This is a genomic window from Pseudomonas lurida (assembly GCF_002563895.1).
GTDB lineage: Bacteria > Pseudomonadota > Gammaproteobacteria > Pseudomonadales > Pseudomonadaceae > Aquipseudomonas > Aquipseudomonas lurida.
The window spans coordinates 1,491,832-1,513,407 of record NZ_PDJB01000001.1; the positions used below are offsets into that span (position 1 = coordinate 1,491,832).

The 21,576-nt window shown below is 60.9% G+C and carries 20 protein-coding genes and 1 pseudogene; 7 read left to right on the forward strand and 14 right to left on the reverse strand.

All coding sequences use genetic code 11. The features are described from left to right. Positions 1 to 31 precede the first annotated feature (31 nt). From ATH90_RS06745 to pdxH, 4 genes are all read left to right on the forward strand, one after another. Entirely contained in the window at positions 32 to 2,329 is a 2,298-nt protein-coding gene (locus ATH90_RS06745; RefSeq protein ID WP_098465916.1) for a beta-galactosidase, read from the forward strand. A gap of 80 nt (positions 2,330 to 2,409) precedes the next feature. After that, positions 2,410 to 3,555 (forward strand): serine hydrolase domain-containing protein, encoded by a 1,146-nt coding sequence (locus tag ATH90_RS06750; RefSeq protein WP_098465917.1) that lies wholly within the window; start codon positions 2,410 to 2,412, stop codon positions 3,553 to 3,555. 143 nt (positions 3,556 to 3,698) lie between these two features. Further along, the gene (locus ATH90_RS06755) at positions 3,699 to 4,844 is read left to right on the forward strand and encodes an OmpA family protein (RefSeq protein ID WP_080758253.1); all 1,146 of its coding nucleotides are present in this window, start codon (positions 3,699 to 3,701) and stop codon (positions 4,842 to 4,844) included. 27 nt (positions 4,845 to 4,871) lie between these two features. After that, positions 4,872 to 5,519, forward strand: a complete 648-nt coding sequence (pdxH, locus tag ATH90_RS06760; RefSeq protein ID WP_034103922.1) for a pyridoxamine 5'-phosphate oxidase — start codon at positions 4,872 to 4,874, stop codon at positions 5,517 to 5,519. 36 nt (positions 5,520 to 5,555) lie between these two features. Here the strand turns inward: pdxH and ATH90_RS06765 are convergent. Further along, positions 5,556 to 5,815, reverse strand: a pseudogene (locus ATH90_RS06765) (hypothetical protein). Positions 5,816 to 5,972: 157 nt separating this feature from the next. Here ATH90_RS06765 and ATH90_RS06770 point away from each other — a divergent pair. After that, positions 5,973 to 6,437, forward strand: a complete 465-nt coding sequence (locus tag ATH90_RS06770; protein ID WP_003189251.1) for an outer membrane lipoprotein — start codon at positions 5,973 to 5,975, stop codon at positions 6,435 to 6,437. Between the two features lie 593 nt (positions 6,438 to 7,030). Here ATH90_RS06770 and nhaA read toward each other — a convergent pair. Next, positions 7,031 to 8,206 carry a Na+/H+ antiporter NhaA gene (gene nhaA / locus ATH90_RS06775; protein WP_098465918.1) on the reverse strand — a complete coding sequence of 392 codons (1,176 nt, stop codon included), beginning with the start codon at positions 8,204 to 8,206 and terminating at the stop codon, positions 7,031 to 7,033. A gap of 217 nt (positions 8,207 to 8,423) precedes the next feature. Between nhaA and ATH90_RS06780 the strand changes: the two genes are divergently transcribed. Next, positions 8,424 to 9,518, forward strand: coding sequence for a PLP-dependent cysteine synthase family protein (locus ATH90_RS06780; protein WP_098465919.1), 1,095 nt, complete (start codon positions 8,424 to 8,426; stop codon positions 9,516 to 9,518). 127 nt (positions 9,519 to 9,645) lie between these two features. Here ATH90_RS06780 and ATH90_RS06785 read toward each other — a convergent pair whose 3' ends face one another. From ATH90_RS06785 to ATH90_RS06795, 3 genes are all read right to left on the reverse strand, one after another. Beyond that, entirely contained in the window at positions 9,646 to 11,259 is a 1,614-nt protein-coding gene (locus ATH90_RS06785; protein WP_098465920.1) for an NAD(P)/FAD-dependent oxidoreductase, read from the reverse strand. 106 nt (positions 11,260 to 11,365) lie between these two features. Further along, on the reverse strand, positions 11,366 to 12,037 hold the full coding sequence (locus tag ATH90_RS06790) for a COG3650 family protein (RefSeq protein WP_034103929.1): 672 nt from the start codon (positions 12,035 to 12,037) through the stop codon (positions 11,366 to 11,368). Positions 12,038 to 12,133: 96 nt separating this feature from the next. Continuing rightward, entirely contained in the window at positions 12,134 to 12,733 is a 600-nt protein-coding gene (locus ATH90_RS06795) for a short chain dehydrogenase (RefSeq protein WP_098465921.1), read from the reverse strand. A 104-nt stretch (positions 12,734 to 12,837) separates the two neighbouring features. On the opposite strand from ATH90_RS06795, the gene ATH90_RS06800 reads away from it, so the two are divergent. Further along, on the forward strand, positions 12,838 to 13,746 hold the full coding sequence (locus ATH90_RS06800; RefSeq protein WP_034103933.1) for a LysR family transcriptional regulator: 909 nt from the start codon (positions 12,838 to 12,840) through the stop codon (positions 13,744 to 13,746). On the opposite strand, the gene ATH90_RS06805 is transcribed toward ATH90_RS06800, so the two are convergent. The 9 genes from ATH90_RS06805 to ATH90_RS06845 form a co-directional block, all read right to left on the reverse strand. After that, positions 13,743 to 14,228: a DoxX family protein gene (locus ATH90_RS06805; protein WP_034103935.1), complete on the reverse strand. Its 486-nt coding sequence runs from the start codon at positions 14,226 to 14,228 to the stop codon at positions 13,743 to 13,745. The two genes, ATH90_RS06800 and ATH90_RS06805, sit on opposite strands and share 4 nt — an antisense overlap. Beyond that, positions 14,225 to 15,001, reverse strand: a complete 777-nt coding sequence (locus ATH90_RS06810; RefSeq protein ID WP_098465922.1) for an HvfC/BufC N-terminal domain-containing protein — start codon at positions 14,999 to 15,001, stop codon at positions 14,225 to 14,227. The genes ATH90_RS06805 and ATH90_RS06810 overlap by 4 nt, the downstream gene beginning before the upstream one ends. Beyond that, positions 14,998 to 15,876, reverse strand: a complete 879-nt coding sequence (bufB, locus tag ATH90_RS06815; RefSeq protein ID WP_098465923.1) for an MNIO family bufferin maturase — start codon at positions 15,874 to 15,876, stop codon at positions 14,998 to 15,000. The genes ATH90_RS06810 and bufB overlap by 4 nt, the downstream gene beginning before the upstream one ends. A 23-nt stretch (positions 15,877 to 15,899) precedes the next feature. Further along, positions 15,900 to 16,196 (reverse strand): BufA1 family periplasmic bufferin-type metallophore, encoded by a 297-nt coding sequence (locus ATH90_RS06820; protein ID WP_034103941.1) that lies wholly within the window; start codon positions 16,194 to 16,196, stop codon positions 15,900 to 15,902. A 288-nt stretch (positions 16,197 to 16,484) separates the two neighbouring features. Further along, entirely contained in the window at positions 16,485 to 17,186 is a 702-nt protein-coding gene (locus ATH90_RS06825; RefSeq protein WP_010212366.1) for an ABC transporter ATP-binding protein, read from the reverse strand. Between the two features lies 1 nt (position 17,187). Continuing rightward, entirely contained in the window at positions 17,188 to 17,955 is a 768-nt protein-coding gene (gene livG / locus ATH90_RS06830; RefSeq protein WP_016975067.1) for a high-affinity branched-chain amino acid ABC transporter ATP-binding protein LivG, read from the reverse strand. After that, positions 17,952 to 19,205, reverse strand: coding sequence for a high-affinity branched-chain amino acid ABC transporter permease LivM (locus ATH90_RS06835; protein ID WP_010212364.1), 1,254 nt, complete (start codon positions 19,203 to 19,205; stop codon positions 17,952 to 17,954). Before ATH90_RS06835 ends, livG begins: the two co-directional genes overlap by 4 nt. After that, entirely contained in the window at positions 19,202 to 20,125 is a 924-nt protein-coding gene (gene livH, locus ATH90_RS06840) for a high-affinity branched-chain amino acid ABC transporter permease LivH (RefSeq protein ID WP_098465924.1), read from the reverse strand. The genes ATH90_RS06835 and livH overlap by 4 nt, the downstream gene beginning before the upstream one ends. 228 nt (positions 20,126 to 20,353) lie before the next feature. Beyond that, on the reverse strand, positions 20,354 to 21,493 hold the full coding sequence (locus ATH90_RS06845) for a branched-chain amino acid ABC transporter substrate-binding protein (RefSeq protein ID WP_034103944.1): 1,140 nt from the start codon (positions 21,491 to 21,493) through the stop codon (positions 20,354 to 20,356). Between the last annotated feature and the right edge of the window lie 83 nt (positions 21,494 to 21,576).

Genomic DNA, 21,576 nt, shown 5'->3' on the forward strand with positions numbered 1-21,576 from the left:
TTCATCGGCCGTCTGGGAGAACCTTGTTCGTATGATTCGCACGCTGCCCGCCCTTTTTGCCTTGCTGTTCGCCGCGCCGTTGATGGCCGCGCCCGCCGGGCAACAGACCTTGTTCAACTTCGTTCGGCCTGCCGATGTGGTCAAGGTGGCGACCCAGGACGCCAGCCTGCCGCAATACAACGCCGAACAAACGCCCGAAGGCGAGGTGTTGCGCCGCATTACCTTCAACCCGGCTGCCGAACCGAGCCTGGTACTCAGCCCGCAAACCGGTGCCTGGGACTGGTCTCAATCGGGGGCCATGAGCTTGCGCATCCAGAGTGCAATGGACTGGGCGCTCACGCTTTACGTCAAGGTGCAGAGCAGCGATGGGCGTACCTTGGTCAGCCGCGTCGATCTACCCGCCGGTCCGGCCCAGACCCTGCTGGTGCCGCTGCAGGCCAACTCGCCGCTGAGCCAGGGCATGAAGGCCGGCCCGCCGATGCCGATCACCGTGGACGGCCAGCGCGTATTGCTCGCCAGCAGCGCGGGTGAGGTCGACCGCAGCCAGGTGGTCTCGGTGACCCTGTCGATGATCAAGCCCAACGCTGCGCAAAGCATCCTGCTGGAGCGCTTTGGCGTGCAGGACAGCGAACCGGTGCTGAAGGCCGCCTACAGCGAACTGGTGGATGCCTACGGTCAATCCACCCGAGCGCGCTGGCCGGAAAAAGTCAGCAGCGACGAGCAGCTCAAGGCCGCCGCTGCCAAGGAACAACAGCAACTCCAGGGCTGGCTGGCCACGCGGGATAAATCCGCGCTGGACCAGTACGGTGGCTGGAACAAAGGCACTGCCTTCCACGCCAGCGGGTTTTTCCGCACCGAGAAGCGCGACGGGCGCTGGTACCTGGTGACGCCGGAGGGGCACCCGTTCTACTCCCTGGGCGTCAATACCGTGGCCCCGGACAACACCCAGACTTATGTGGCCGGCCGCGAGTGGATGTTCGCAGCGCTGCCCAAGGGCGGCGAACCCTTCGACAAGTACTACGGCAGCAGCGACAACCGCACCGGCAACGGTGCCGGCGAAGGGCGCAGCTTTGCTGCCGGACGCTGGTATGACTTTTACGGCGCCAACCTGCAACGCACGTACGGTGGTGAGGGCTTCGACCAGAAACGCTGGGTCACCCACACCCTGGACCGCCTGCAAGCCTGGGGTTTCAATACCGTCGGCAACTGGAGTGACGAAGCCCTGGCCAACGCCGACCGAGTGCCATACACCCTGCCATTGTCGATTGTCGGCGACTACGCCAGCATCAGCACCGGCACCGACTGGTGGGGCGGCATGCCCGACCCGTTTGACCCGCGCTTCGCCATGGCCACCGAGCGTGCCGTGGCCATTGCTGCCCGCGATCATCGGGATGACCCGTGGTTGATCGGCTTCTTTGCCGACAACGAACTGGCTTGGGCCGGCCCCGGCGATGAGCCTAAATCTCGCTACGCGTTGGCATACGGCACGTTGAGGATGACCACCGATGTGCCGGCCAAGCGCGCCTTCCTCAAGCAGCTGCGCGACAAGTACCGCAACGAGGAAGGCCTTTCGAAAGCTTGGGGCATCGAATTGAAGGGCTGGGAGCTGATGGAAGACCCGGGTTTCGAACCGCCGATGCCGAGCCCCGAGCACCCTGAAATCGAAGCTGATTTCAAATACTTCCAGAAGACCTTCGCGGATGCCTATTTCAAGACCCTCTCCGACTCGCTTAAATGGCACGCGCCCAACCAACTGCTGCTGGGCGGGCGCTATGCGGTCAGCACGCCGGAAGCCGTGGCCTCCTGCGCCCAGTACTGCGATGTGTTGAGCTTTAACATGTACACCCTCAAACCCCAGGACGGTTACGACTTCGCCGCTTTGCGTGCGCTGGACAAACCGGTGCTGATCACCGAATTCAACTTCGGCTCGGCTGACCGCGGGCCGTTCTGGGGGGGCGTGACGCAGTTGGCCAAGGAAGAAGACCGCGGCGCGGCCTACGGTAATTTCCTCAAGCAGGCCATGACCGAGCCGTCGATTGTCGGCGTGCACTGGTTCCAGTACCTGGACCAGCCGGTGACCGGGCGTTTGCTGGACGGTGAGAATGGTCACTTTGGGCTGGTGGGCGTCACCGACGTACCGTTCCAGGGGTTTGTCGAAAGCGTGCGCAAAAGCAACCTGGCGGCGGTCGAGCAACTGGGCAAGGAAGCTGAAAAGGCCAAGGCGGCAGGCAGCGTGCGTGAAAGCGAAGGGGGCAGGGACGGGCATGAGGGTAAAGGCCCGGGGCAGGGCGCCGGGCATGCGGGTGGCCACTCTGGGAATGGTCATTGATTGAGTGCTGACGGGTTCACAAAACCCATCAGGGCTGGAACAATGTCGGCCACTTTTTTGATGTTTTCGAGGGCGCTCAGGTGCAGATTCAGGGTCATTACGAACTCCAGTTCGAAGCGGTACGTGAAGCCTTCGCCGCATTGTTCGATGACCCTCAGGAGCGTGGTGCCGGGCTCTGCATCCAGATCGGCGGTGAAACCGTCGTCGACGTGTGGGCCGGTACCGCCGACAAGGACGGTGCCGAGGCCTGGCACAGCGACACCATCGTCAATCTGTTCTCCTGCACCAAGACCTTCACCGCCGTCGCGGCCCTGCAACTGGTGGCCGAAGGCAAATTAGAACTCGATGCACCGGTCGCCCGCTACTGGCCGGAATTTGCCGCAGCCGGGAAAGAAACCATCACGCTGCGCCAGTTGCTCTGCCACCAGGCCGGGTTGCCGGCGATCCGCGAGATGCTGCCCACCGAGGCCCTCTACGACTGGCAACTGATGGTCGATACCCTGGCGGCCGAAGCCCCGTGGTGGACGCCGGGCCAAGGCCATGGCTACGAGGCGATCACTTATGGTTGGCTGGTCGGTGAATTGCTGCGTCGCGCCGATGGGCGCGGGCCGGGAGAGTCCATCGTGGCGCGGGTCGCACGGCCATTGGGGCTGGACTTTCATGTCGGCCTGGCGGATGAAGAGTTTTATCGCGTCGCGCATATAGCGCGCAGCAAAGGCACTATGGGCGACGAAGCCGCACAACGTTTACTGCAAGTAATGATGCGTGAACCGGCGGCCATGACGACGCGTGCATTTGCCAACCCACCGTCAATTCTGACCAGCACTAATAAACCTGAATGGCGCCGTATGCAGCAGCCAGCGGCAAATGGTCACGGTAATGCGCGCAGCCTGGCGGGTTTTTATAGCGGGTTGTTGGACGGTAGTTTGCTCGAAGCCGACATGCTTGAACAATTGACCCGCGAACACAGTATCGGGCCGGATAAAACATTATTGACGCAAACCCGTTTTGGCCTGGGCTGCATGTTGGACCAGCCGCAGGTGCCCAACGCTACCTTTGGCCTTGGCCCGCGTGCTTTCGGGCATCCCGGTGCCGGCGGCTCGGTGGGGTTTGCCGACCCTGAGCATGATGTAGCATTTGGTTTCGTGACTAATACATTGGGGCCTTATGTACTTATGGACCCACGGGCACAGAAGTTGGTCGGAATATTGGCCGGTTGTCTGTAAACCCCTTGCTGTTTCACGTTTTTTTGTTACAAAGGCAACTATAAGAAGGCGCTGAACGAAATGATGTAACTTTAATGTTCTGTAAGCGTCTGTTTAACGGGTCACCCAGACCCCCGTTTCTTTTCTCATTTTGTGGATATCTCATGTTATCGAACAAGTCCTTGGCACTGGCGCTATGCCTCACTATTACTGGCTGCGCACAAACTCCACAAAATGATGCCGAGGGCGGGCATTGGTGGTCATTTGGATCTGATAAGGCCGCGACCAAGGACGCAGTGACCCAAACCGATGCCAAGCCGGACGCCAAGCCGGATGCCAAACCGGCTGCCGGCGCCAAGCCTGCCGCGCCGGTAGCTGCAGCTGCTGCTCCGGCTCCAGCCGCCAAGGCTGACACCGGCTCCAGCTGGTGGCCATTCTCCTCCAAGACCGCCGACGAGAAGGCTGCCGATGCCAAGGCCGACCTGAAAGCCGACCTCAAGGCTGCGGAGCCAGCGCCAGCGGTTGCGAAAAGCGACACCGAAACCCACTGGTGGTGGCCGTTCGAAAGCAAACCCAAGCCATTGGCCAAGGTCGACGTGACCAACGTGCCGATGCCTGATCCGAAAATCACCCAGGCTTGGCTCGACGACTACGAGCCACGCCTGCGCGCCGCTATCAAGGACAGCAACCTGCAACTTGAGCGTCGTGACAACGTGCTTGTTGTGATTGCTCCGGTCGACGGCTCCTACAACCCGAAACGCCCGGCGATGTTGCTGCCGGTCACCCTCGGTCCATTCACCCGTGTGGCCAAGGCCGTTGAAGCCGACCCTAAGACCGCCGTACTGGTACTGGGCCACGTCGATGCCACTGGCACCGCCCCAGCCAGCCAGGCGTTGACCAAGGAGCGCGCGCAATCCATCGCCTCGATCTTCAGTCTCAGCGGTTTGAAGCAGGACCGCCTGATGCTGCGCGGCATGGGCGACCTGATGCCTCGTGCGGCCAACGACAGCAACCAGGGCCGTGCCCTGAACCGTCGTATGGAAATCATGTTCACCCAGCGCACCACCATGTTGGCACTGCTGAGCAAGTATCAATCGGGCAAGACCCCGCCCGCCGCTGAAATGGTAGCGGTGCAGAACGTTCCGGCCCCGGCCCCGGCCGCCAAGGCGCCGGCTAAAAAGGCGCCAGCCGCGAAAAAAGCTGCTGCCAAGCCAGCGGCTAAAAAAGCCCCGGCCAAGCCCGCTGCGAAAAAGCCGGCGCCAGCCAAAGCCAAGGCTGCTGCACCAGCCAACGACCAGGCAAAAAACTGATCCGCTGAACCAGAAGGATAAAGCCGCATGACCCAGGCACTGGCCGATATGCGCCGTGACTACACACGGGATGGTTTGAGCGAGGCCCAGGCCCCGGGCGAACCGTTTGCCTTGTTCCACCAGTGGTTTGCTGACGCGGTGAAAACCGAGCAGCCACCGGTGGAGGCCAATGCCATGACTTTGGCCACGGTCGACCAGGAGGGGCGGCCACATTGCCGCATCCTGTTGCTCAAGGGCCTGGACGCGCAGGGCTTTACCTTCTTCACCAATTATCAGAGTGCCAAGGGCCAACAGCTTGCGGCGCGACCCTTCGCGGCCATGACGTTCTTCTGGCCGACCCTGGAGCGCCAGGTGCGCATCGAGGGACGGGTGGTCAAGGTCACGCCTGAGGAATCGGACGCTTACTTCCAGGTCCGCCCGCTCGGCAGCCGCCTCGGTGCCTGGGCCTCTGCGCAAAGCCAAGTCATTCGTGACCGCGAAGAGTTGCAGGAACTGCTCAAGGCCACCGAGCAACGCTTCAGCGATACCCAACCCGACTGCCCGGAGCATTGGGGGGGCTACCGCCTGCTGCCCGAGCGTATCGAGTTCTGGCAAGGCCGCGCCAGCCGCCTGCATGACCGCCTGAACTATCGCCTGCAAGACGCCCAGTGGACGCGCGAGCGTCTGGCACCTTGAGCTGCACCTTTCGTCACTTCGCCTGAATGTTGTCCGTCACCCCGAAGTCTCTATTGAAGAGACTTCGGGCGTGTACTGCTGCGCCGCACGCGTCAACCAATGCGGCAAATCGGATCGTTTGATTTTCAACGTGCCAGCCCGCTCCAACGCGTTGAGCATGAAGGCGCGCTTGTGTTGATCATCGCCTGCCAGGGACAACGCCAAGTCACGATCCATCCAGCGCCTGATGCGCAGGTATAACCAGGCTGGAAATACAGGCCGGCAAGGGTTGTGACTACAATGATGAAGTAATCCATGAAGGTCTTGGCTACAAGAGAAGTGCTACCGTTCGTCGAGTTTTCTGGTGCGGGCAGTCTGTACTAAGGCTGAATGAAAGCAATTTTCTGCCGTGCTTGCCGTGACAGGCGTCAAGCCGCAGCGTTTAATGAACACCTGTCCTTTGGAGTTGATGCTATGCGTAAGTCCGTTTTACTGGTTGCCTGCTTTACCACCCTGTCGTTGCTGTTGGGTGGCTGCGCCTCGAGTCTGACCGGCGACTCGTACTCCCGTGACGAAGCGCGTCGTGTGCAGACCGTGCGCATGGGTACCATCGAATCCCTGCGTCCGGTGAAAATCGAAGGCACCAAGACCCCTATTGGCGGCGCTGCTGGTGCAGTCATCGGTGGCGTTGGTGGCAGCGCCATTGGCGGCGGCCGTGGCAGCATCGTGACCGCTGTGATCGGCGCCGTCGCTGGCGGCCTGCTGGGTTCGGCCACCGAAGAAGGCCTGACCCGTACACAGGGTGTTGAAATCACCGTGCGCGAAGACGACGGCAGCATGCGTGCCTACGTGCAGGCCGTGCAGGAGAATGAGATCTTCCGCATCGGCGACCGCGTACGCATCATGACCGTGGATGGTACCAGCCGCGTTACTCGCTAAACGCCAGCGTTGTAAACACAAAACCCCAACCGGGTGACCGGTTGGGGTTTTTGGTTTCAGGGGCGGGCGTCTAGCCGGTTGCGGGCGGTTACATACAAAAACGCAGGCCATAAAAAACGCCTTAGTCGGGCGGTTTTTATTGCGGACCTGATTTTACGCTCGGCTCGCAAACTCATAGGACGCGGTGACAGAATCCGAAGGGGTTGAGCTTCAGGGCGTTCGATCAATTGGAGACAGGTATGTTCTGCCCACTCGCCATTCGTGTCATCAAGCCCAATTGAGATCAAGCCTCCGCTGACATCTGATGTTGCTAGATAGCGTACTGCTTCATCGTGTTCCAGTGATTCACAGGCGCCAGACGTCGGTATCCACCGGTGCCATTCCCTTAACATCGCCAAACTGGGTATACGTCCTTTTTATTTGCCATTGTGCCCTCCTGGCATGTTGCATAACGAGGTCCGGTATAAAAGCCGGAAGACGACGTTAGGCCAAGCCAGGAAGGGGGATGTAGGGGGCGTCTGAGAAGGGGAGAGATGCTGGGTGAACGGGGAAATCAGACGCCGGCTTGAAATGGCCGGCGCCTGCAAATAAGGTCAGGTTTTCTTACGACTCGCCATCGCCGTCACCGCATAACCGATGCACGCCGCGAGTATCGACCCCGTCAGGATTCCCATCCGGTCCTCACCCGCAAACTCACTGGCACCCGGTACGAACGCCAGGGAACCGACAAACAGGCTCATGGTGAAGCCGATGCCGCACAGGATCGCCACGCCAAACACCTGGCCCCAGTTCGCGCCACCAGGCAGGGCCGCAAGGCCGGTCTTGATGGCCAGCCAGGTAAGGCCGAACACGCCGACGGTCTTGCCGATCAACAAGCCGGCGGCGATGCCCATAGGCACGTGGTGAGTGAAGCTTTCCAGGCTGACGCCGGTCAGGGACACGCCAGCGTTGGCGAAGGCGAACAGCGGCAGGATGCCGTAGGCCACCCATGGGTGCAGGGCATGTTCCAGCGTAAGCAACGGTGATGGCTCGGCGTTCTTGGTGCGCAGCGGGATGCAGAATGCCAATGTCACACCGGCGAGGGTGGCATGGACGCCGCTCTTGAGTACGCACACCCACAGGATCAGCCCGACGATCAGGTAGGGCCCGAGCTTGATCACGCCCAGGCGGTTCATCGCGATCAAGGCAACCAGGCAGGCACCCGCGCCTGCGAGGGCAGCACCGGACAGGTCGGAGGAATAGAACACGGCGATCACGATGATCGCCCCCAGGTCGTCAATGATTGCCAGGGTCATCAGGAACAGTTTCAGCGACACCGGCACGCGCTTGCCCAGCAAGGCCAGCACGCCCAGGGCGAAGGCAATGTCGGTGGCCATCGGGATCGCCCAGCCAGAAAGCGCGGCCGGGTAGTCCTTGTTGATCGCCCAGTAGATCAGCGCCGGCACCACCATGCCGCCAATGGCTGCCGCACCCGGCAGTACCACTTGCGAGGGCTTGGACAGATGACCGTCGAGCAACTCGCGCTTGACCTCAAGGCCGATCAGCAGGAAGAACAGGGCCATCAGGCCATCATTGATCCATAGCAGGGCAGGCTTGGCGATTTTCAACGCGCCTATCTGCGCCACGACCGGTACATCGAGAAACGCGCTGTACAGGTGCGACAGCGGTGAATTGTTGATGATCAACGCCAGTGCGGCAGCCGCGATCAACAACAGACCGCTGGCGGCTTCCAGCTGGAAGAAACGGGTGAAAGTGCTACGCAGAGGCAAGGGATGCTCTCCAATCCAGGTTCAATAGGTGCGTACCCTAACCCGTACCGTTAGTTGTTAAAACAAAAGTTATATTCTTATTTGTTATAAGCAACCGTTAGGTATCGCGTTGCGCCCAAGCCTAGCAATTGTGTGTCCGATTGAGTCGGTACTGTATCTGTGTAGCGTGTAGGAAACCCCCTAAAATCAGGGCTTAGACCTTGCAGAGAAACCCTCCATGAGCGACCACCGTCCCTGGGCCCGCGAAGCCATTCGTATCATTGAAGCAGACTTCCAGCGCAGCGCCGACACGCATCTGATCCCCTTGCCGCTGCCGGGTTTGCCGGGTATCGAGTTGTACTTCAAGGATGAGTCCAGCCACCCCACCGGCAGCCTCAAGCACCGGCTCGCCCGCTCGCTGTTCCTGTACGCACTGTGCAACGGCTGGCTTAAGCCGGGCGCGCCGGTGATCGAAGCGTCCAGCGGTTCGACGGCGATTTCCGAAGCCTACTTTGCACGTCTGCTTGGCCTGCCATTTGTTGCGGTGATGCCGGCCACCACTTCGCAGGAAAAAATCGCGCAGATCGCCTTCTACGGGGGCAAGAGCCACCTGGTACAGGACCCGACGCAGATCTACGCCGAATCCGAACGCCTGGCGCGAGAAAGCGGCGGTCACTTCATGGACCAGTTCACTTACGCCGAGCGCGCCACCGATTGGCGGGCGAACAACAACATTGCCGAATCGATCTTCCAGCAGATGCGCTTCGAGCAGCATCCCGAACCGAGCTGGTTGATCTCCAGCCCCGGCACTGGCGGCACCACCGCGACCCTTGGTCGTTACGTGCGTTACCGTCAGCATTGCACCCGCGTGTTGTGTGCCGATGCCGAGCGTTCGGTGTTCTTTGACTTCTATCAGAGTGGCGATGCGAGCTTGCGTCTGGACTGCGGTTCGCGCATCGAAGGCATTGGCCGGCCACGGGTCGAGGCGTCGTTTTTGCCGAGGGTGATTGATGCGATGGTCAAGGTGCCGGATGCGTTCTCGCTGGCGGCCATGCATTACCTGGCCCAGCGGCTGGGGCGACGGGTCGGTGGCTCCAGCGGGACCAACCTGATTGGCGCCCTGGTGGCGGCGCAGCAGATGAAAGCGGCGGGGGAGTCGGGCTCGATCGTGGCGATCTTGTGTGATGGAGGCGAGCGCTACGTCACAACCTATTACGATCAGGCGTGGCTCAAGGCCCAGGGCTATGAATTGGACGGGCTGATCGCGGCCGTTGCCGCCAGTGTCGAACGGGGTGAGCCGTTGCCGGACACCGTCTTGCGCGCAAGCATCTGACTACAACACGTAGCACCCAATGTGGGAGCGGGCTTGCTCGCGAACGCTGAGTGTCAGTCAACAGATTCATCGACTGAACCAGCGCTTTCGCGAGCAAGCCCGCTCCCCCATTCCAGACTGCGCTGTGTCAGGCTGGCAGGCCCAACATATCCCGCGCCAACGCCTCGGCAATCCGAATCCCATCCACACCCGCGGACAGAATCCCGCCCGCGTAACCTGCGCCTTCACCGGCGGGGAACAAGCCTTTCACATTCAAGCTCTGCATCGACTCGTTGCGGGTAATCCGCAGCGGCGATGAGGTGCGTGTCTCGATACCGGTCAGTACCGCGTCGTGCAGCGAATAGCCCTTGATCTGCTTCTCGAAGGCCGGCAGTGCTTCACGGATCGCTTCGATGGCGAAGTCCGGCAAGGCCAGGGCCAAGTCACCCAGGGATACGCCGGGCTTGTAGGACGGTTCTACACTGCCGATCGCTGTGGACGGCTTGCCAGCGATGAAATCACCCACCAACTGCGCAGGCGCCTCGTAATTGCTGCCGCCTAGGATGTAGGCGTGGGACTCCAGGCGTTCCTGCAACTCGATACCCGCCAGCGGGCCGCCTGGGTAGTCCACCTCAGGCGTGATGCCGACCACGATGCCGGAGTTGGCGTTGCGCTCGTTGCGTGAGTATTGGCTCATGCCGTTGGTGACCACGCGGTTTGGCTCGGACGTCGCCGCGACCACGGTGCCGCCTGGGCACATGCAGAAGCTGTAGACCGAGCGGCCGTTCTTGGCGTGGTGCACCAGCTTGTAGTCGGCGGCGCCGAGTTTCGGGTGCCCGGCGTATTTGCCCAGGCGCGCGGCGTCGATCAGCGATTGCGGGTGCTCGATACGGAAACCCACGGAGAATGGCTTGGCCTCCATGTATACGCCGCGCCCGTGGAGCATGCGGAAGGTGTCGCGGGCGCTGTGGCCCAGGGCCAGGATCACGTGTTTAGAGAGGATCTGCTCGCCATCGTTGACGACCACACCGTTCAACTGGCCGTCTTCGATCAGCACGTCGGTTACCCGTTGCTCGAAGCGCACTTCACCGCCCAGGGCGATGATCTGTTCGCGCATGTTTTCCACCACGCCGGTTAGGCGGAAGGTGCCGATGTGCGGTTTGCTGACGTAGAGGATTTCTTCCGGCGCGCCGGCCTTGACGAACTCGTGCAGGACTTTGCGGCCGTGGAATTTCGGATCCTTGATCTGGCTGTACAGCTTGCCGTCGGAAAAGGTCCCGGCACCGCCTTCACCGAACTGCACGTTGGACTCGGGGTTGAGCACGTTTTTTCGCCACAGGCCCCACGTGTCCTTGGTGCGCTGGCGCACTTCCTTGCCGCGCTCGAGGATGATCGGCTTGAAGCCCATTTGCGCGAGCAGCAGCCCTGCGAAGATCCCGCACGGGCCAAAGCCGACCACGATCGGGCGTTCTGTCAGGTCTTGCGGCGCCTGGCCTACGACTTTATAGCTGACATCCGGCGCCGGGTTGACGTTGCGGTCATCGGCGAACTTGAGCAGCAGGGCGGCTTCACCCTTGACGTTCAAGTCGATGGTGTAGATGAAGCACAGCTCCGAGGATTTCTTGCGCGCATCGTAGCTGCGTTTGAACAGGGTGAAATCGAGCAGGTCATCACTGGCGATGCCCAGGCGCTGCACGATGGCAGGCCGCAGGTCTTCTTCGGGATGGTCGATGGGCAGCTTGAGTTCGGTGATTCGTAACATGACGGGATCCGGTAGGCGGCGGGCAGAGAGGCCGGCTGTTTTGCAAACCGGCGATTATAAGCCCCAATGGCCGTTTCCCGTCATGTTAAAACAACGCAGGAGGGCGTCAGTCGTCGCGCGAACCGCCAAATGCTGCGCAACCCCGTTGCACCTGGCCATTGACGCGCAACTCGGCGGTCATGTGCTGCAGGCTGCCGCTGACCGGGTCGACGCAACGCTGCGGGGCGACCCACAGTTCGACGTGCTGGTTGTTGGCTTCGGTCATCAGGTTGAAGCGTCCGTCACCGATTTGCTCTTCCACATACGGCACCGCGAGGGGTGGCTGGCCTTCGCGTTCCAGCACCATGCCCTTGGCCGTGACGTTCATCGCCCAGGCCGGCTTGTGGCCGTTGGCGCGCAGGATCATGCGCTTGAAGTCCGGGTCGTTGCAGGCCGAGGTCGAGCGCTCGACGCGATAGAGTTGTTGCAGGTCCACGCTGCCCTGGGTGCCTGTAGCCACGCCGGAGAACTGGCCGCGCAGGTCGGCAAACAGTGCACCCTGCTGGCCGGCCAGGGAGGCCGCCTCCTGCAGGATGCTGGTGCCACCGGTGTCGTTGACCACGTAGTTGCGCTTGTCGTTGCACGGCTGGAACAGCAGTTTGCCGCCGACCGCCGTGAGTTCGCCCTGCATGCGGGTCAGCCCGGCGAGAGAGGGCTTGGCTGGCTCGCGGTCGAACATCTGGCAGGCGGCGAACAGGGGGAACAAGGCAAACAGAGCAAGGGTATGGGCGGCGCGCATTATCGGTCTCCAGACAAGTGCCGCCACGTTACGCAGGCCTGCGCTGCATCACAACCCCGCTCGCCAGCTTCAGGCAATTCTGACAGCCGAACCTGTTCAGCCAACGATAAAGATCTGACCGGTTTGCAAGCCTTCCACGCTCTTCGCGTAGGCCAGCGCTACGTCGGCGCCTGGAGCCGGTTTGTAGCCACGGAAGTAAGGCGCATAGCTGTCCATGGCTTCCACCAGGACGGTCGGGCTGACAGCGTTGACGCGCAAACCGCGCGGCAATTCGATTGCCGCCGCTTTGACAAAGGCGTCAATGGCGCCGTTGACCAGCGCAGCCGAGGCGCCGGTGCGGATCGGGTCGCGGTTAAGAATGCCGCTGGTGAAGGTGAACGAAGCGCCATCGTTGGCGTAGTCGCGGCCGATCAGCAGCAGGTTGACCTGGCCCATCAGCTTGTTACGCAGGCCGAGTTCGAAGTCGGCTTCGCTCATTTCCGGCAGGGCCACGAAGTTGACGCTGCCCGCTGCGCAGATCAGCGCGTCGAAGTTGCCGGTTTGTTCGAACAGCGTGCGGATCGAAGCGCTGTCGCTGATATCCACCTGGAAGTCGCCGCCGCTGCGGCCGATGCTGATCACTTCGTGACGCTGAGCGAGTTGCGCCTTGACTGCCGAGCCGATGGTACCGCTGGCGCCAATCAATAGGATTTTCATGGTGCTGTTCCTCCAGGGGGTAAGTGAGGGTTCAGTCTAGAGTGGCTTTTTGGGTGGATAAACGCGCTAATAGGCAACCTTTGGTTTTCAAATGGAAACAATCCATGAGTGAGATGGATGATCTGGCAGCCTTCGCCGTGCTCATTGAGGCCGGCAGCTTTACCCTGGCCGCCGAGCAGTTGGGCTGCAGCAAAGGGCAGTTGTCCAAGCGCATCAGCCAGTTGGAAGCGCAGTTTTCAGTGGTATTGCTGCACCGCACTACCCGCAAGCTCAGCCTCACCGCCGCCGGCGCGGCGCTGTTGCCCCAGGCCCAGGCCTTGGTACTGCAAGTGGACCGTGCCCGCCAGGCACTGGCCCGGCTCAAGGATGATCTGGCGGGGCCGGTACGCATGACGGTTCCGGTGTCGTTGGGCGAAACCTTCTTCGACGGCTTGCTGCTGGAGTTCTCCAAGCAATACCCGCAGGTGCAGATCGAACTCGAGCTCAACAACAACTACCGCGACCTGGCGCGGGATGGCTTTGACCTGGGAGTACGCTCGGGCGCGACCGAAAACGAGCGCCTGGTCGCCAAGCCCCTGCTGGCCTGGCATGAGATGACCTGCGCGAGCCCGGCCTACCTTGAGCAACATGGCGAACCACAGACACCTGCGGAGTTGGCCGGCCATACCTGTCTGCTCAACAGCCACTACAGTGGTCGTGAGGAATGGCTGTACCACCAGCAGCACGAACTCCTGCGGGTTCGGGTCAGCGGCACCTTTGCCTCCAACCACTACAACCTGTTGAAAAAGGCCGCGTTGGTCGGCGCCGGTATCGCGCGCCTGCCGTCCTACGTATTGCCGACGGAATTGGCTGACGGTCGATTGCGCTGGCTCCTTCGCGATTATCAGACGCGGAGCATGCCGATGTACTTAGTGCACCCGTATCAGGGCGGTTTGCCGCGTCGCACCCAGGTATTGGCCGATTACCTGGTGGATTGGTTCAAGCGCAGCGGCGAGGCGCTGGACCGGCTTTAGGCGTAGCGGCGGGCGATCAGGTGATCGATCGACAGGCGTCCTGGCCCTTTGGCCACCAGCAACAACAGCAGCGCGATCCAGGTGCCATGGGTCGGGTAGGCATCCGGGTAGACGAACAACTGGATCACCAGCGTCATCCCGATCAGGGCCAAGGCCGAAAAACGCGTAGCGAAGCCTACAAGGATCAGCACCGGGAAAAAGTGCTCGGCAAACGCGGCCATCGGCGCTGCCACTTCCGGCGATAACAACGGCACGTGGTATTCGCTGCGAAACAGCGGCAATGTCGAGGCGGCCAGCTTCGGTTCACCGAGTTGGAAGGTGCCGTTGATGAAGTCGATGGCAAAGCCTTCGACTTTGGTTTGCCCGGACTTCCAGAACACCGCGGCAATGGAGAAGCGCGCGAGACAGGCAATCAGGCTGTAGGGGATTTGCTCGAAAAGTGCGATGAGCCGCTTGATCAGGCACGAGGGGCGGGTGTTCATGGCGATACCTTTTGTTCTAGGTGCAAATGAGTGAGGGCGTTGTGGGCGATCAGCAGCGTCAGGCATTGGTGCAGGTCAAACTCGGCTGACGCGTCCAGCGCATGCTCCACGGCTTTTTCCAATGCATTGCCGCGGCCCAGGCTGTTGATGAAGGCCACTGAGCCGGGGTCGATGGCAAACACCTTGACCTCAAGCCCTTGGCGCACCACCAGCGCGCCCTGGGCATGCCAGGGATTCAGCGTGGCAAGGCCGCCCTCGGTCTGGTGCGCTGCCCATACCGCCACCACCGCATAAGGCGAATTCAGCGTGGCCAGCGACGGGTGCAGTTGCAGGCGCAGGGTTCCCAGGTTTGCCTGACCCTGTAGCGTCTGGAGCACGGCCTGCTGATCCAACGCCTGGCAGTCGGCCGCGTGATAGGCGCGGACTCGCAAGCGCTCCAACCGTGCAACATCGGCCAGGTACGGCACGCTTTGCGCGGGTTCGAAGCCGTGGATGAACTCGGCGAGCGTGTCGCCGTACTCACTCATCAACGGGCTGGTGGGCGGGTGCGCCTGGACATAGAGGCTGGCCATGGCGCGAAAAAACGCTTCGCCCACCAATTGCAGCGTAACCGGATAAGCCGTAGCCAACGCGTTGATCAACGAGCTGTGCACCGTGTTGCGATGCACCGAGAAACGGCTGGCCGGGTCGGCGCCATTGCTACTGAACAGGCCATCGGGGCAGGGCTGGTACGGTGCCAGCAAGGCCGCGGAAAAATCATCATGAAGGCTCATGGACTCACCTGCGCCAGATGCCATTGGGCCTGTTGAGCCTCGGCCAGCAGCACGCTGAAGGCCGGCACCTGGTTGTCCCGCTCGATCAGCGTTGGCATCGGGCCGACTTGAGCCAGTACTTTTTCGTACAACTGCCACACGGCGTTATCGATCGGCGCGCCGTGGTCGTCGATCAGCAAGCGATCGCCGAGGCTGTCAGTGTCTTCAGCAAAACCGGCCAGGTGAATCTCACCGACGGCGTGCAACGGCAAGGCCTCAAGGTAAGAAAGCGGATTGCGCTGGTGATTGATGCAGGAAACGTAGACGTTGTTGACGTCCAGCAGCAAACCACAGCCGGTACGTCGGATGACTTCACTGATGAAGTCCGTTTCGTCCAGGGTCGAGCGTTGGAATTGCAGGTAGGTTGACGGGTTCTCCAGCAGCATCGTCCGCTTGAGGCTGCTCTGTACCTGGTCAACGTGTTCGCACACCCGTTGCAGGGTGGCGTTGTCGTAGGCCAGCGGCAGCAGGTCATTGAGGAACACCGGGCCGTGGCTCGACCAGGCGAGGTGCTCGGAAAAAGAGTGGGGTTGATAACGTTCGATCAGCGTGGCCAGCCGCGCCAGGTGCTCCGGGCTCAGCGGGCCTTCGCCGCCGATGGACAGGCCCACACCGTGCAATGACAGCGGGTACTGCGCGCGGATCAACCCCAGGTAATGATGAAACGGGCCGCCGGCCACCATGTAGTTTTCGGCGTGCACTTCGAAAAAACCGATATCGGGTGAGGTCTCGAGCACTTCAACGAAGTGCTCATGCTTGAGCCCCAGCCCGGCCCGGCGTGGGAGGCCGGGCACCTGAGCCTGGGAGACGGCTTGCAGGGATGAAGGAGTCATCATCAGTACTCAGGTTTTGCGAGGGGTCAGGATTTGGCGGTGAAGGCAGCTTCCTGGCCGAAACCGGTCGGCGAGGTGGAGCTTGGGGTTTTGAGGCAAGTGCCGGCAGGGACCAGTTTCCAGGCGTTGGCCTGGTCCTTGGTTTTCGAGGTGCCGGCGCAGGACGTGCCGGCGCCTGCGGCACAATCGTTCTTGCCGGCTTCGGCGACGCCAAAGCATTTCTGCATATCGTCGGCAGCGTGGGCGGTGGTGGTCAGGGCGGACAGGCTCAAGGCGGAACCGAGGGCCAGGACGAGGCTAGCGGCGGACAGTTTGGTGGTCATGGTGTATCTCCAGCAGTGGGTTGAGTTAGCGGGCTTGAGTGCCTGCTTGTACCACTAGAGACAGCACGACGGAATCCGTTACAAGCCCGTCGAAAATAATTTCAGGTCTTTTACGATTCAAGCGTCACACAAAGCAAACGTGGGAGCGGGCTGGTGTGGGAGCGTGGCTTGCCCGCGATAGCGGCACCTCGGTTTTTCAGTTGCACCGAGGTGATGCTTTCGCGGGCAAGCCAGCTTCCACACAAGCCGCTCCCACCTGTTTGATCCGGTTCCTACAGCAACCTTCTCTTAACCGCCCAGGTACGCCTCGCGCACCTTAGGATCGGTCAGCAACTGCTCGCCAGTCCCTTGCATCACCACCCGGCCGTTTTCCAGCACATAGGCGCGGTCAGCGATCTTCAAGGCCTGGTTGGCATTCTGTTCCACCAGGAACACCGTCACACCGTCCTTGCGCAGTTGTTCGATGATGTCGAAGATCTGCTGGATGATGATCGGCGCCAGGCCCAGTGAAGGTTCGTCCAGCAGCAACAGCTTGGGCTTGCTCATCAGCGCACGGCCGATGGCGAGCATTTGCTGCTCACCGCCGGACATGGTGCCGCCGCGTTGGCTGAAGCGTTCCTTGAGCCTCGGGAACAGGTGCAGCACCTTGTCCATCTGCTCTTGGTAGTCGCCCTTGTCGGTGAAGAAACCGCCCATGGCCAGGTTCTCTTCCACGGTCAGGCGCGAGAACACGCGACGACCTTCCGGCACCACTGCAATGCTCTTGCGCATGATCTGCGACGACTGCTGGCCCACCAGTTCTTCACCCATGTAGCGGATGCTGCCGCTGTGGGCTTGCGGCGACCCGCACAGGGTCATCAGCAAGGTCGACTTGCCGGCACCGTTGGCGCCGATCAGCGTGACGATCTCGCCTTGGCGCACTTCCACGTTGACGCTGTGCAGGGCCTGGATCTTGCCGTAGAAAGTGGAAACGTTTTCGAATTGCAGCATTTTACGCTTCCCCCAAATAGGCTTTGATCACTTCAGGATTATCGCGGATCTGCTCCGGTGTCCCGTCGGCCAAGGGCGTGCCCTGGTTGATCACCACGATGTGGTCGGAAATGCTCATGACCAGTTTCATGTCGTGTTCGATCAACAGCACCGTGGCGTTGTTTTCCTCACGCAACACGCTGATCAGCGCCTTGAGGTCTTCGGTTTCCTTGGGGTTCAGGCCAGCGGCCGGTTCGTCGAGCATGAGGATGCGCGGGCGAGTCATCATGCAGCGGGCGATTTCCAGGCGACGTTGCTGACCATAGGCCAGGGTGCCGGCAGGGCGGTTGGCAAACTCGGTGAGGTTGACCTTGTCCAGCCAGTACTCCGCATATTCCATCGCCTCGCGCTCGCTCTTGCGGAACGCGGGGGTCTTGAACAGGCCGGCGAAGAAGTTGGTGTTCAAGTGACGGTGCTGGGCGATCAACAGGTTCTCGACCGCCGTCATGTCCTTGAACAACCGCACGTTCTGGAAGGTCCGTACTACGCCCTTGCGGGCGATTTCGTGACCGGCCAGGCCCTGGATCGGCTGGCCGTCCAGCAGGATGCTGCCACCGCTCGGCTTGTAGAAACCGGTGAGGCAGTTGAACACCGTGGTTTTGCCGGCGCCGTTGGGGCCGATCAGTGCCACGACTTGTTTCTCTTTCACGGTCAGGGCCACGCCATTGACCGCCAGCAGGCCGCCGAAGCGCATGCTCAGGTTTTCGACTTTCAGGATCTCGCGGCTCATTTGCGCAGCTCCATGTGTGGACGTTGCATGGGCAGCAGACCTTGCGGGCGCCAGATCATCATCAGCACCATCATGGCGCCGAACATCAACATGCGGTATTCGCTGAACTCACGCATCATTTCCGGCAGCAGGATCATCACGATCGCGGCCAGGATAACGCCCAGTTGCGAGCCCATGCCGCCCAGTACCACGATGGCGAGGATGATTGCCGACTCGATGAAGGTGAACGACTCGGGGGTCACCAGGCCTTGGCGGGCAGCGAAGAAGCTGCCGGCGAAACCGGCGAACGCAGCACCCAGGGTAAAGGCGGAGAGCTTGATGATGGTCGGGTTCAGGCCCAGCGCGCGGCAGGCGATTTCATCTTCGCGCAGCGCTTCCCACGCGCGGCCGATCGGCATGCGTAGCAGACGATTGATCACGAACAGTGCCGCCAGTGCCAGCAACAGCGCCACCAGGTACAGGAACACCACTTTGCTCACCGGGTTGTAGTCGATCCCGAAGTACTCGTGGAAAGTCTGCATGCCTTCAGCGGCGGTGCGGTCGAACGACAGTCCGAAGAACGTTGGCTTGGGGATGCTACTGATACCGTTGGGGCCACCGGTGATGTCGGTGAGGTTACGCAGGAACAACCGGATGATTTCACCGAAGCCCAGGGTCACGATCGCCAGGTAGTCACCGCGCAAGCGCAGCACCGGGAAGCCCAGCAGGAAGCCGAACGTGGCCGCCGCCATACCCGCCAGCGGCAGGCAGATCCAGAAGCTCCAGCCCAGGTAATGCGAGAGCAGCGCGTAGGTGTAGGCACCCACGGCGTAGAAGCCCACATAACCCAGGTCGAGCAGGCCGGCCAGGCCCACCACGATGTTCAGGCCCAGGCCCAGCAACACGTAGATCAGGATCAGGGTGGCGATGTCGACCGCGCCGCGCGAACCGAAGAACGGCCAGATCAGTGCGGCGATGATCAGGGCAATGATGATGTAGCGCTGTGTACGTGGCAGGGTCAGGAATTGGCTGACCTTGGGCGACACCAACGGGCCACGGTTGCTCTTGAACAGGGCACCGACCTGCTGGGTGAACAGCACGCGCAGGAACATCAGCACCGAGCACAGGGCGATGATGGTCAGGGTCACGGGACCGGTGCCATGCACTTCAAGGTTAATGCCGACAATGCTCAGCTTGAGGCCGAGTACCGGAAAGGCCACGGCCCAGACCAGCAGGGCGCTGAAAAACGCCGATTTAAGATATCTGCTCATACTTTCTCAACCTCCGGACGGCCCAGGATGCCGGTCGGACGGAACAACAGCACCAGAACCAACAGGCTGAACGCCACGACGTCCTTGTATTGGTCACCGAAGATATCGGCACCAAAGGCCTCGGCCACACCCAGCACCAGGCCGCCGAGCATGGCGCCCGGGATACTGCCGATGCCGCCCAATACCGCCGCGGTAAAGGCCTTGAGGCCTACCAGGAAACCGGCGTTGGGGTTGATCACGCCGTACTGCATGCTCAGCAGCACCGCGGCGACGGCCGCCAGTGCGGCGCCGATCACGAAGGTCAGGGCGATGATGTTGTTGGTGTTGATGCCCAACAGGTTGGCCATCTTGATGTCTTCGGCGCAGGCGCGGCAGGCGCGCCCCAGGCGGGATCGGGAGATGAACAGGGTCAGGCCGAGCATCGCCACCAGGGTGACGACGAAAACCAGAATCTGCATGTAGGAAATCAGGACTTCTTCCGCGCCACCCGGGCCGAAGGAGAAGCTCCCCGGGATCAGGTTAGGGATGGATTTATCCTTGGAATCCTGGGACAGCAATACGGTGTTCTGCAGGAAAATCGACATGCCGATAGCGGAAATCAGCGGGATCAGACGGTTGCTGCCACGCAAGGGACGGTAGGCAACCCGCTCGATACTGTAGCCATAGGCACTGGTCACGACGATCGATGCGAGGAACGCAGCGGTCATCAACAGCGGCAGAGAGTGGATACCCATCATGGCCAGCCCGGCAAGGGCGATAAAGGCCACGTAGGAACCAATCATGTACACCTCGCCATGGGCGAAGTTGATCATTCCAATGATGCCGTAAACCATTGTGTAGCCAATGGCTATCAAGGCATAGGTGCTGCCAATGGTCAGGCCATTAACCAGCTGTTGGAAAAAATGATAGATCTCAGGCATTACAGCGCTCCTAAAAACCCGATACGCATTTCACTGGTGGAGTCATGTTCCGGCCCCGTGCTGTGTTCTGTGAGCACATTTGCACAAAGCGTTTGCCAGCGAACCGCTGGTGACGGTTTTAAGATTTTCAGGTGAGCCAGCGCCCGGATCGCGGGTGTCAGGCCCATAAACCTCGTAAAACAAAGCCCACTGCTCTCACAGTGGGCTTGTTGACCAGTAACGCCTGGCTTACTGAGGGGAAACTTCGGTTTTTGGTTTACCGAAGTGCCATTCGTAGACCACGAATTTGAAGTCCTTCAGGTCGCCCTTGGCGTCGAAGCTCAGTTCGCCGGTAGGGGTCTTGAAGGTACCCGCGTGGATGGCGGCTGCCACTTTCGCGGTGTCTTCGGTCTTCGCAGCGGTAATACCGCCAGCGATCACTTCGATGGCCGAGTAGGCTGGGAACACGAACGGACCGGTTGGGTCCTGCTTGTTCTTGGCGAACTCTTCAACGATGGCTTTGTTGGCCGGGTCAGTGTCGAAGGATTTAGGCAGGGTCACCAGCAGGCCTTCGGAAGCGCCCTGGGCGATTTGCGAGATGGAGTCGTTGCCGACGCCCTCTGGACCCATGAACTTGGCGTTCAGGCCTTTTTCCTTGGCTTGGCGCAGGATCAGGCCCAGCTCAGGGTGGTAGCCGCCGTAGTAGACGAAGTCGACGTTGGCTTGCTTGAGTTTCTGGATGATCGAGGAGAAGTCTTTGTCGCCGGCGTTCAGGCCTTCGAATACGGCAACCTTGGTGCCTTTTTTCTCGAGGGTCTGTTTGACGGCGGTGGCGATGCCTTCACCGTATTGCTGTTTGTCGTGCAGGACGGCAACGATTTTAGGCTTCACGTGGTCGGCGATGTAGTTGCCGGCCGCTGGGCCTTGGGCGCTGTCCAGGCCGATGGTACGGAAGATCAGCTTGTAGCCACGTGCGGTGATTTCCGGGCTGGTGGCAGCCGGGGTAATCATGATCACGCCTTCGTCTTCATAAATGTCGGAGGCTGGCTGAGTGGAGCTGGAGCACAGGTGGCCGACCACGAACTTGACGCCGTCGTTGACCACTTTGTTGGCGACGGCAACGGCTTGTTTAGGATCGCAAGCGTCGTCGTATTCCTTGGCTTCAAGCAGCAATTTCTTGCCATCAACATCAACACCGCCCTTGGCGTTGATATCGGCGATGGCTTGCTTGGCACCCATGAATTGCATGTCACCGTATTGCGTCACTGGACCGGTCTTGGGCCCGGCGATGCCGATCTTGATGGTGTCGGCTGCGAACGAATGGCCGGCAACCCCAGCCAGGACCATAGCGGCAAACAGTTTGGAAATCTGCTTAGTAGCCTTATTCATAGTGCTCCACTCTTACTGTTGTATTTTTTATAGTTCTAGCGGCCTTGTGAGCTGCAGAACCGGATCAGATATCTCGGATATCC

What these genes read in the sequence shown, in the direction of transcription:
- ATH90_RS06755 (WP_080758253.1), top strand. Translation starts at nt 3,699, where the DNA reads ATGTTATCGAACAAGTCCTTGGCACTGGCGCTATGCCTCACTATTACT.
- ATH90_RS06780 (WP_098465919.1), top strand. Translation starts at nt 8,424, where the DNA reads ATGAGCGACCACCGTCCCTGGGCCCGCGAAGCCATTCGTATCATTGAA.
- ATH90_RS06845 (WP_034103944.1), bottom strand. Translation starts at nt 21,493, where the DNA reads ATGAATAAGGCTACTAAGCAGATTTCCAAACTGTTTGCCGCTATGGTC.
- ATH90_RS06835 (WP_010212364.1), bottom strand. Translation starts at nt 19,205, where the DNA reads ATGAGCAGATATCTTAAATCGGCGTTTTTCAGCGCCCTGCTGGTCTGG.
- bufB (WP_098465923.1), bottom strand. Translation starts at nt 15,876, where the DNA reads ATGATGACTCCTTCATCCCTGCAAGCCGTCTCCCAGGCTCAGGTGCCC.
- pdxH (WP_034103922.1), top strand. Translation starts at nt 4,872, where the DNA reads ATGACCCAGGCACTGGCCGATATGCGCCGTGACTACACACGGGATGGT.
- livG (WP_016975067.1), bottom strand. Translation starts at nt 17,955, where the DNA reads ATGAGCCGCGAGATCCTGAAAGTCGAAAACCTGAGCATGCGCTTCGGC.
- ATH90_RS06825 (WP_010212366.1), bottom strand. Translation starts at nt 17,186, where the DNA reads ATGCTGCAATTCGAAAACGTTTCCACTTTCTACGGCAAGATCCAGGCC.
- ATH90_RS06800 (WP_034103933.1), top strand. Translation starts at nt 12,838, where the DNA reads ATGAGTGAGATGGATGATCTGGCAGCCTTCGCCGTGCTCATTGAGGCC.
- ATH90_RS06745 (WP_098465916.1), top strand. Translation starts at nt 32, where the DNA reads ATGATTCGCACGCTGCCCGCCCTTTTTGCCTTGCTGTTCGCCGCGCCG.
- ATH90_RS06770 (WP_003189251.1), top strand. Translation starts at nt 5,973, where the DNA reads ATGCGTAAGTCCGTTTTACTGGTTGCCTGCTTTACCACCCTGTCGTTG.
- ATH90_RS06795 (WP_098465921.1), bottom strand. Translation starts at nt 12,733, where the DNA reads ATGAAAATCCTATTGATTGGCGCCAGCGGTACCATCGGCTCGGCAGTC.
- ATH90_RS06790 (WP_034103929.1), bottom strand. Translation starts at nt 12,037, where the DNA reads ATGCGCGCCGCCCATACCCTTGCTCTGTTTGCCTTGTTCCCCCTGTTC.
- ATH90_RS06785 (WP_098465920.1), bottom strand. Translation starts at nt 11,259, where the DNA reads ATGTTACGAATCACCGAACTCAAGCTGCCCATCGACCATCCCGAAGAA.
- ATH90_RS06805 (WP_034103935.1), bottom strand. Translation starts at nt 14,228, where the DNA reads ATGAACACCCGCCCCTCGTGCCTGATCAAGCGGCTCATCGCACTTTTC.
- ATH90_RS06820 (WP_034103941.1), bottom strand. Translation starts at nt 16,196, where the DNA reads ATGACCACCAAACTGTCCGCCGCTAGCCTCGTCCTGGCCCTCGGTTCC.
- livH (WP_098465924.1), bottom strand. Translation starts at nt 20,125, where the DNA reads ATGCCTGAGATCTATCATTTTTTCCAACAGCTGGTTAATGGCCTGACC.
- ATH90_RS06810 (WP_098465922.1), bottom strand. Translation starts at nt 15,001, where the DNA reads ATGAGCCTTCATGATGATTTTTCCGCGGCCTTGCTGGCACCGTACCAG.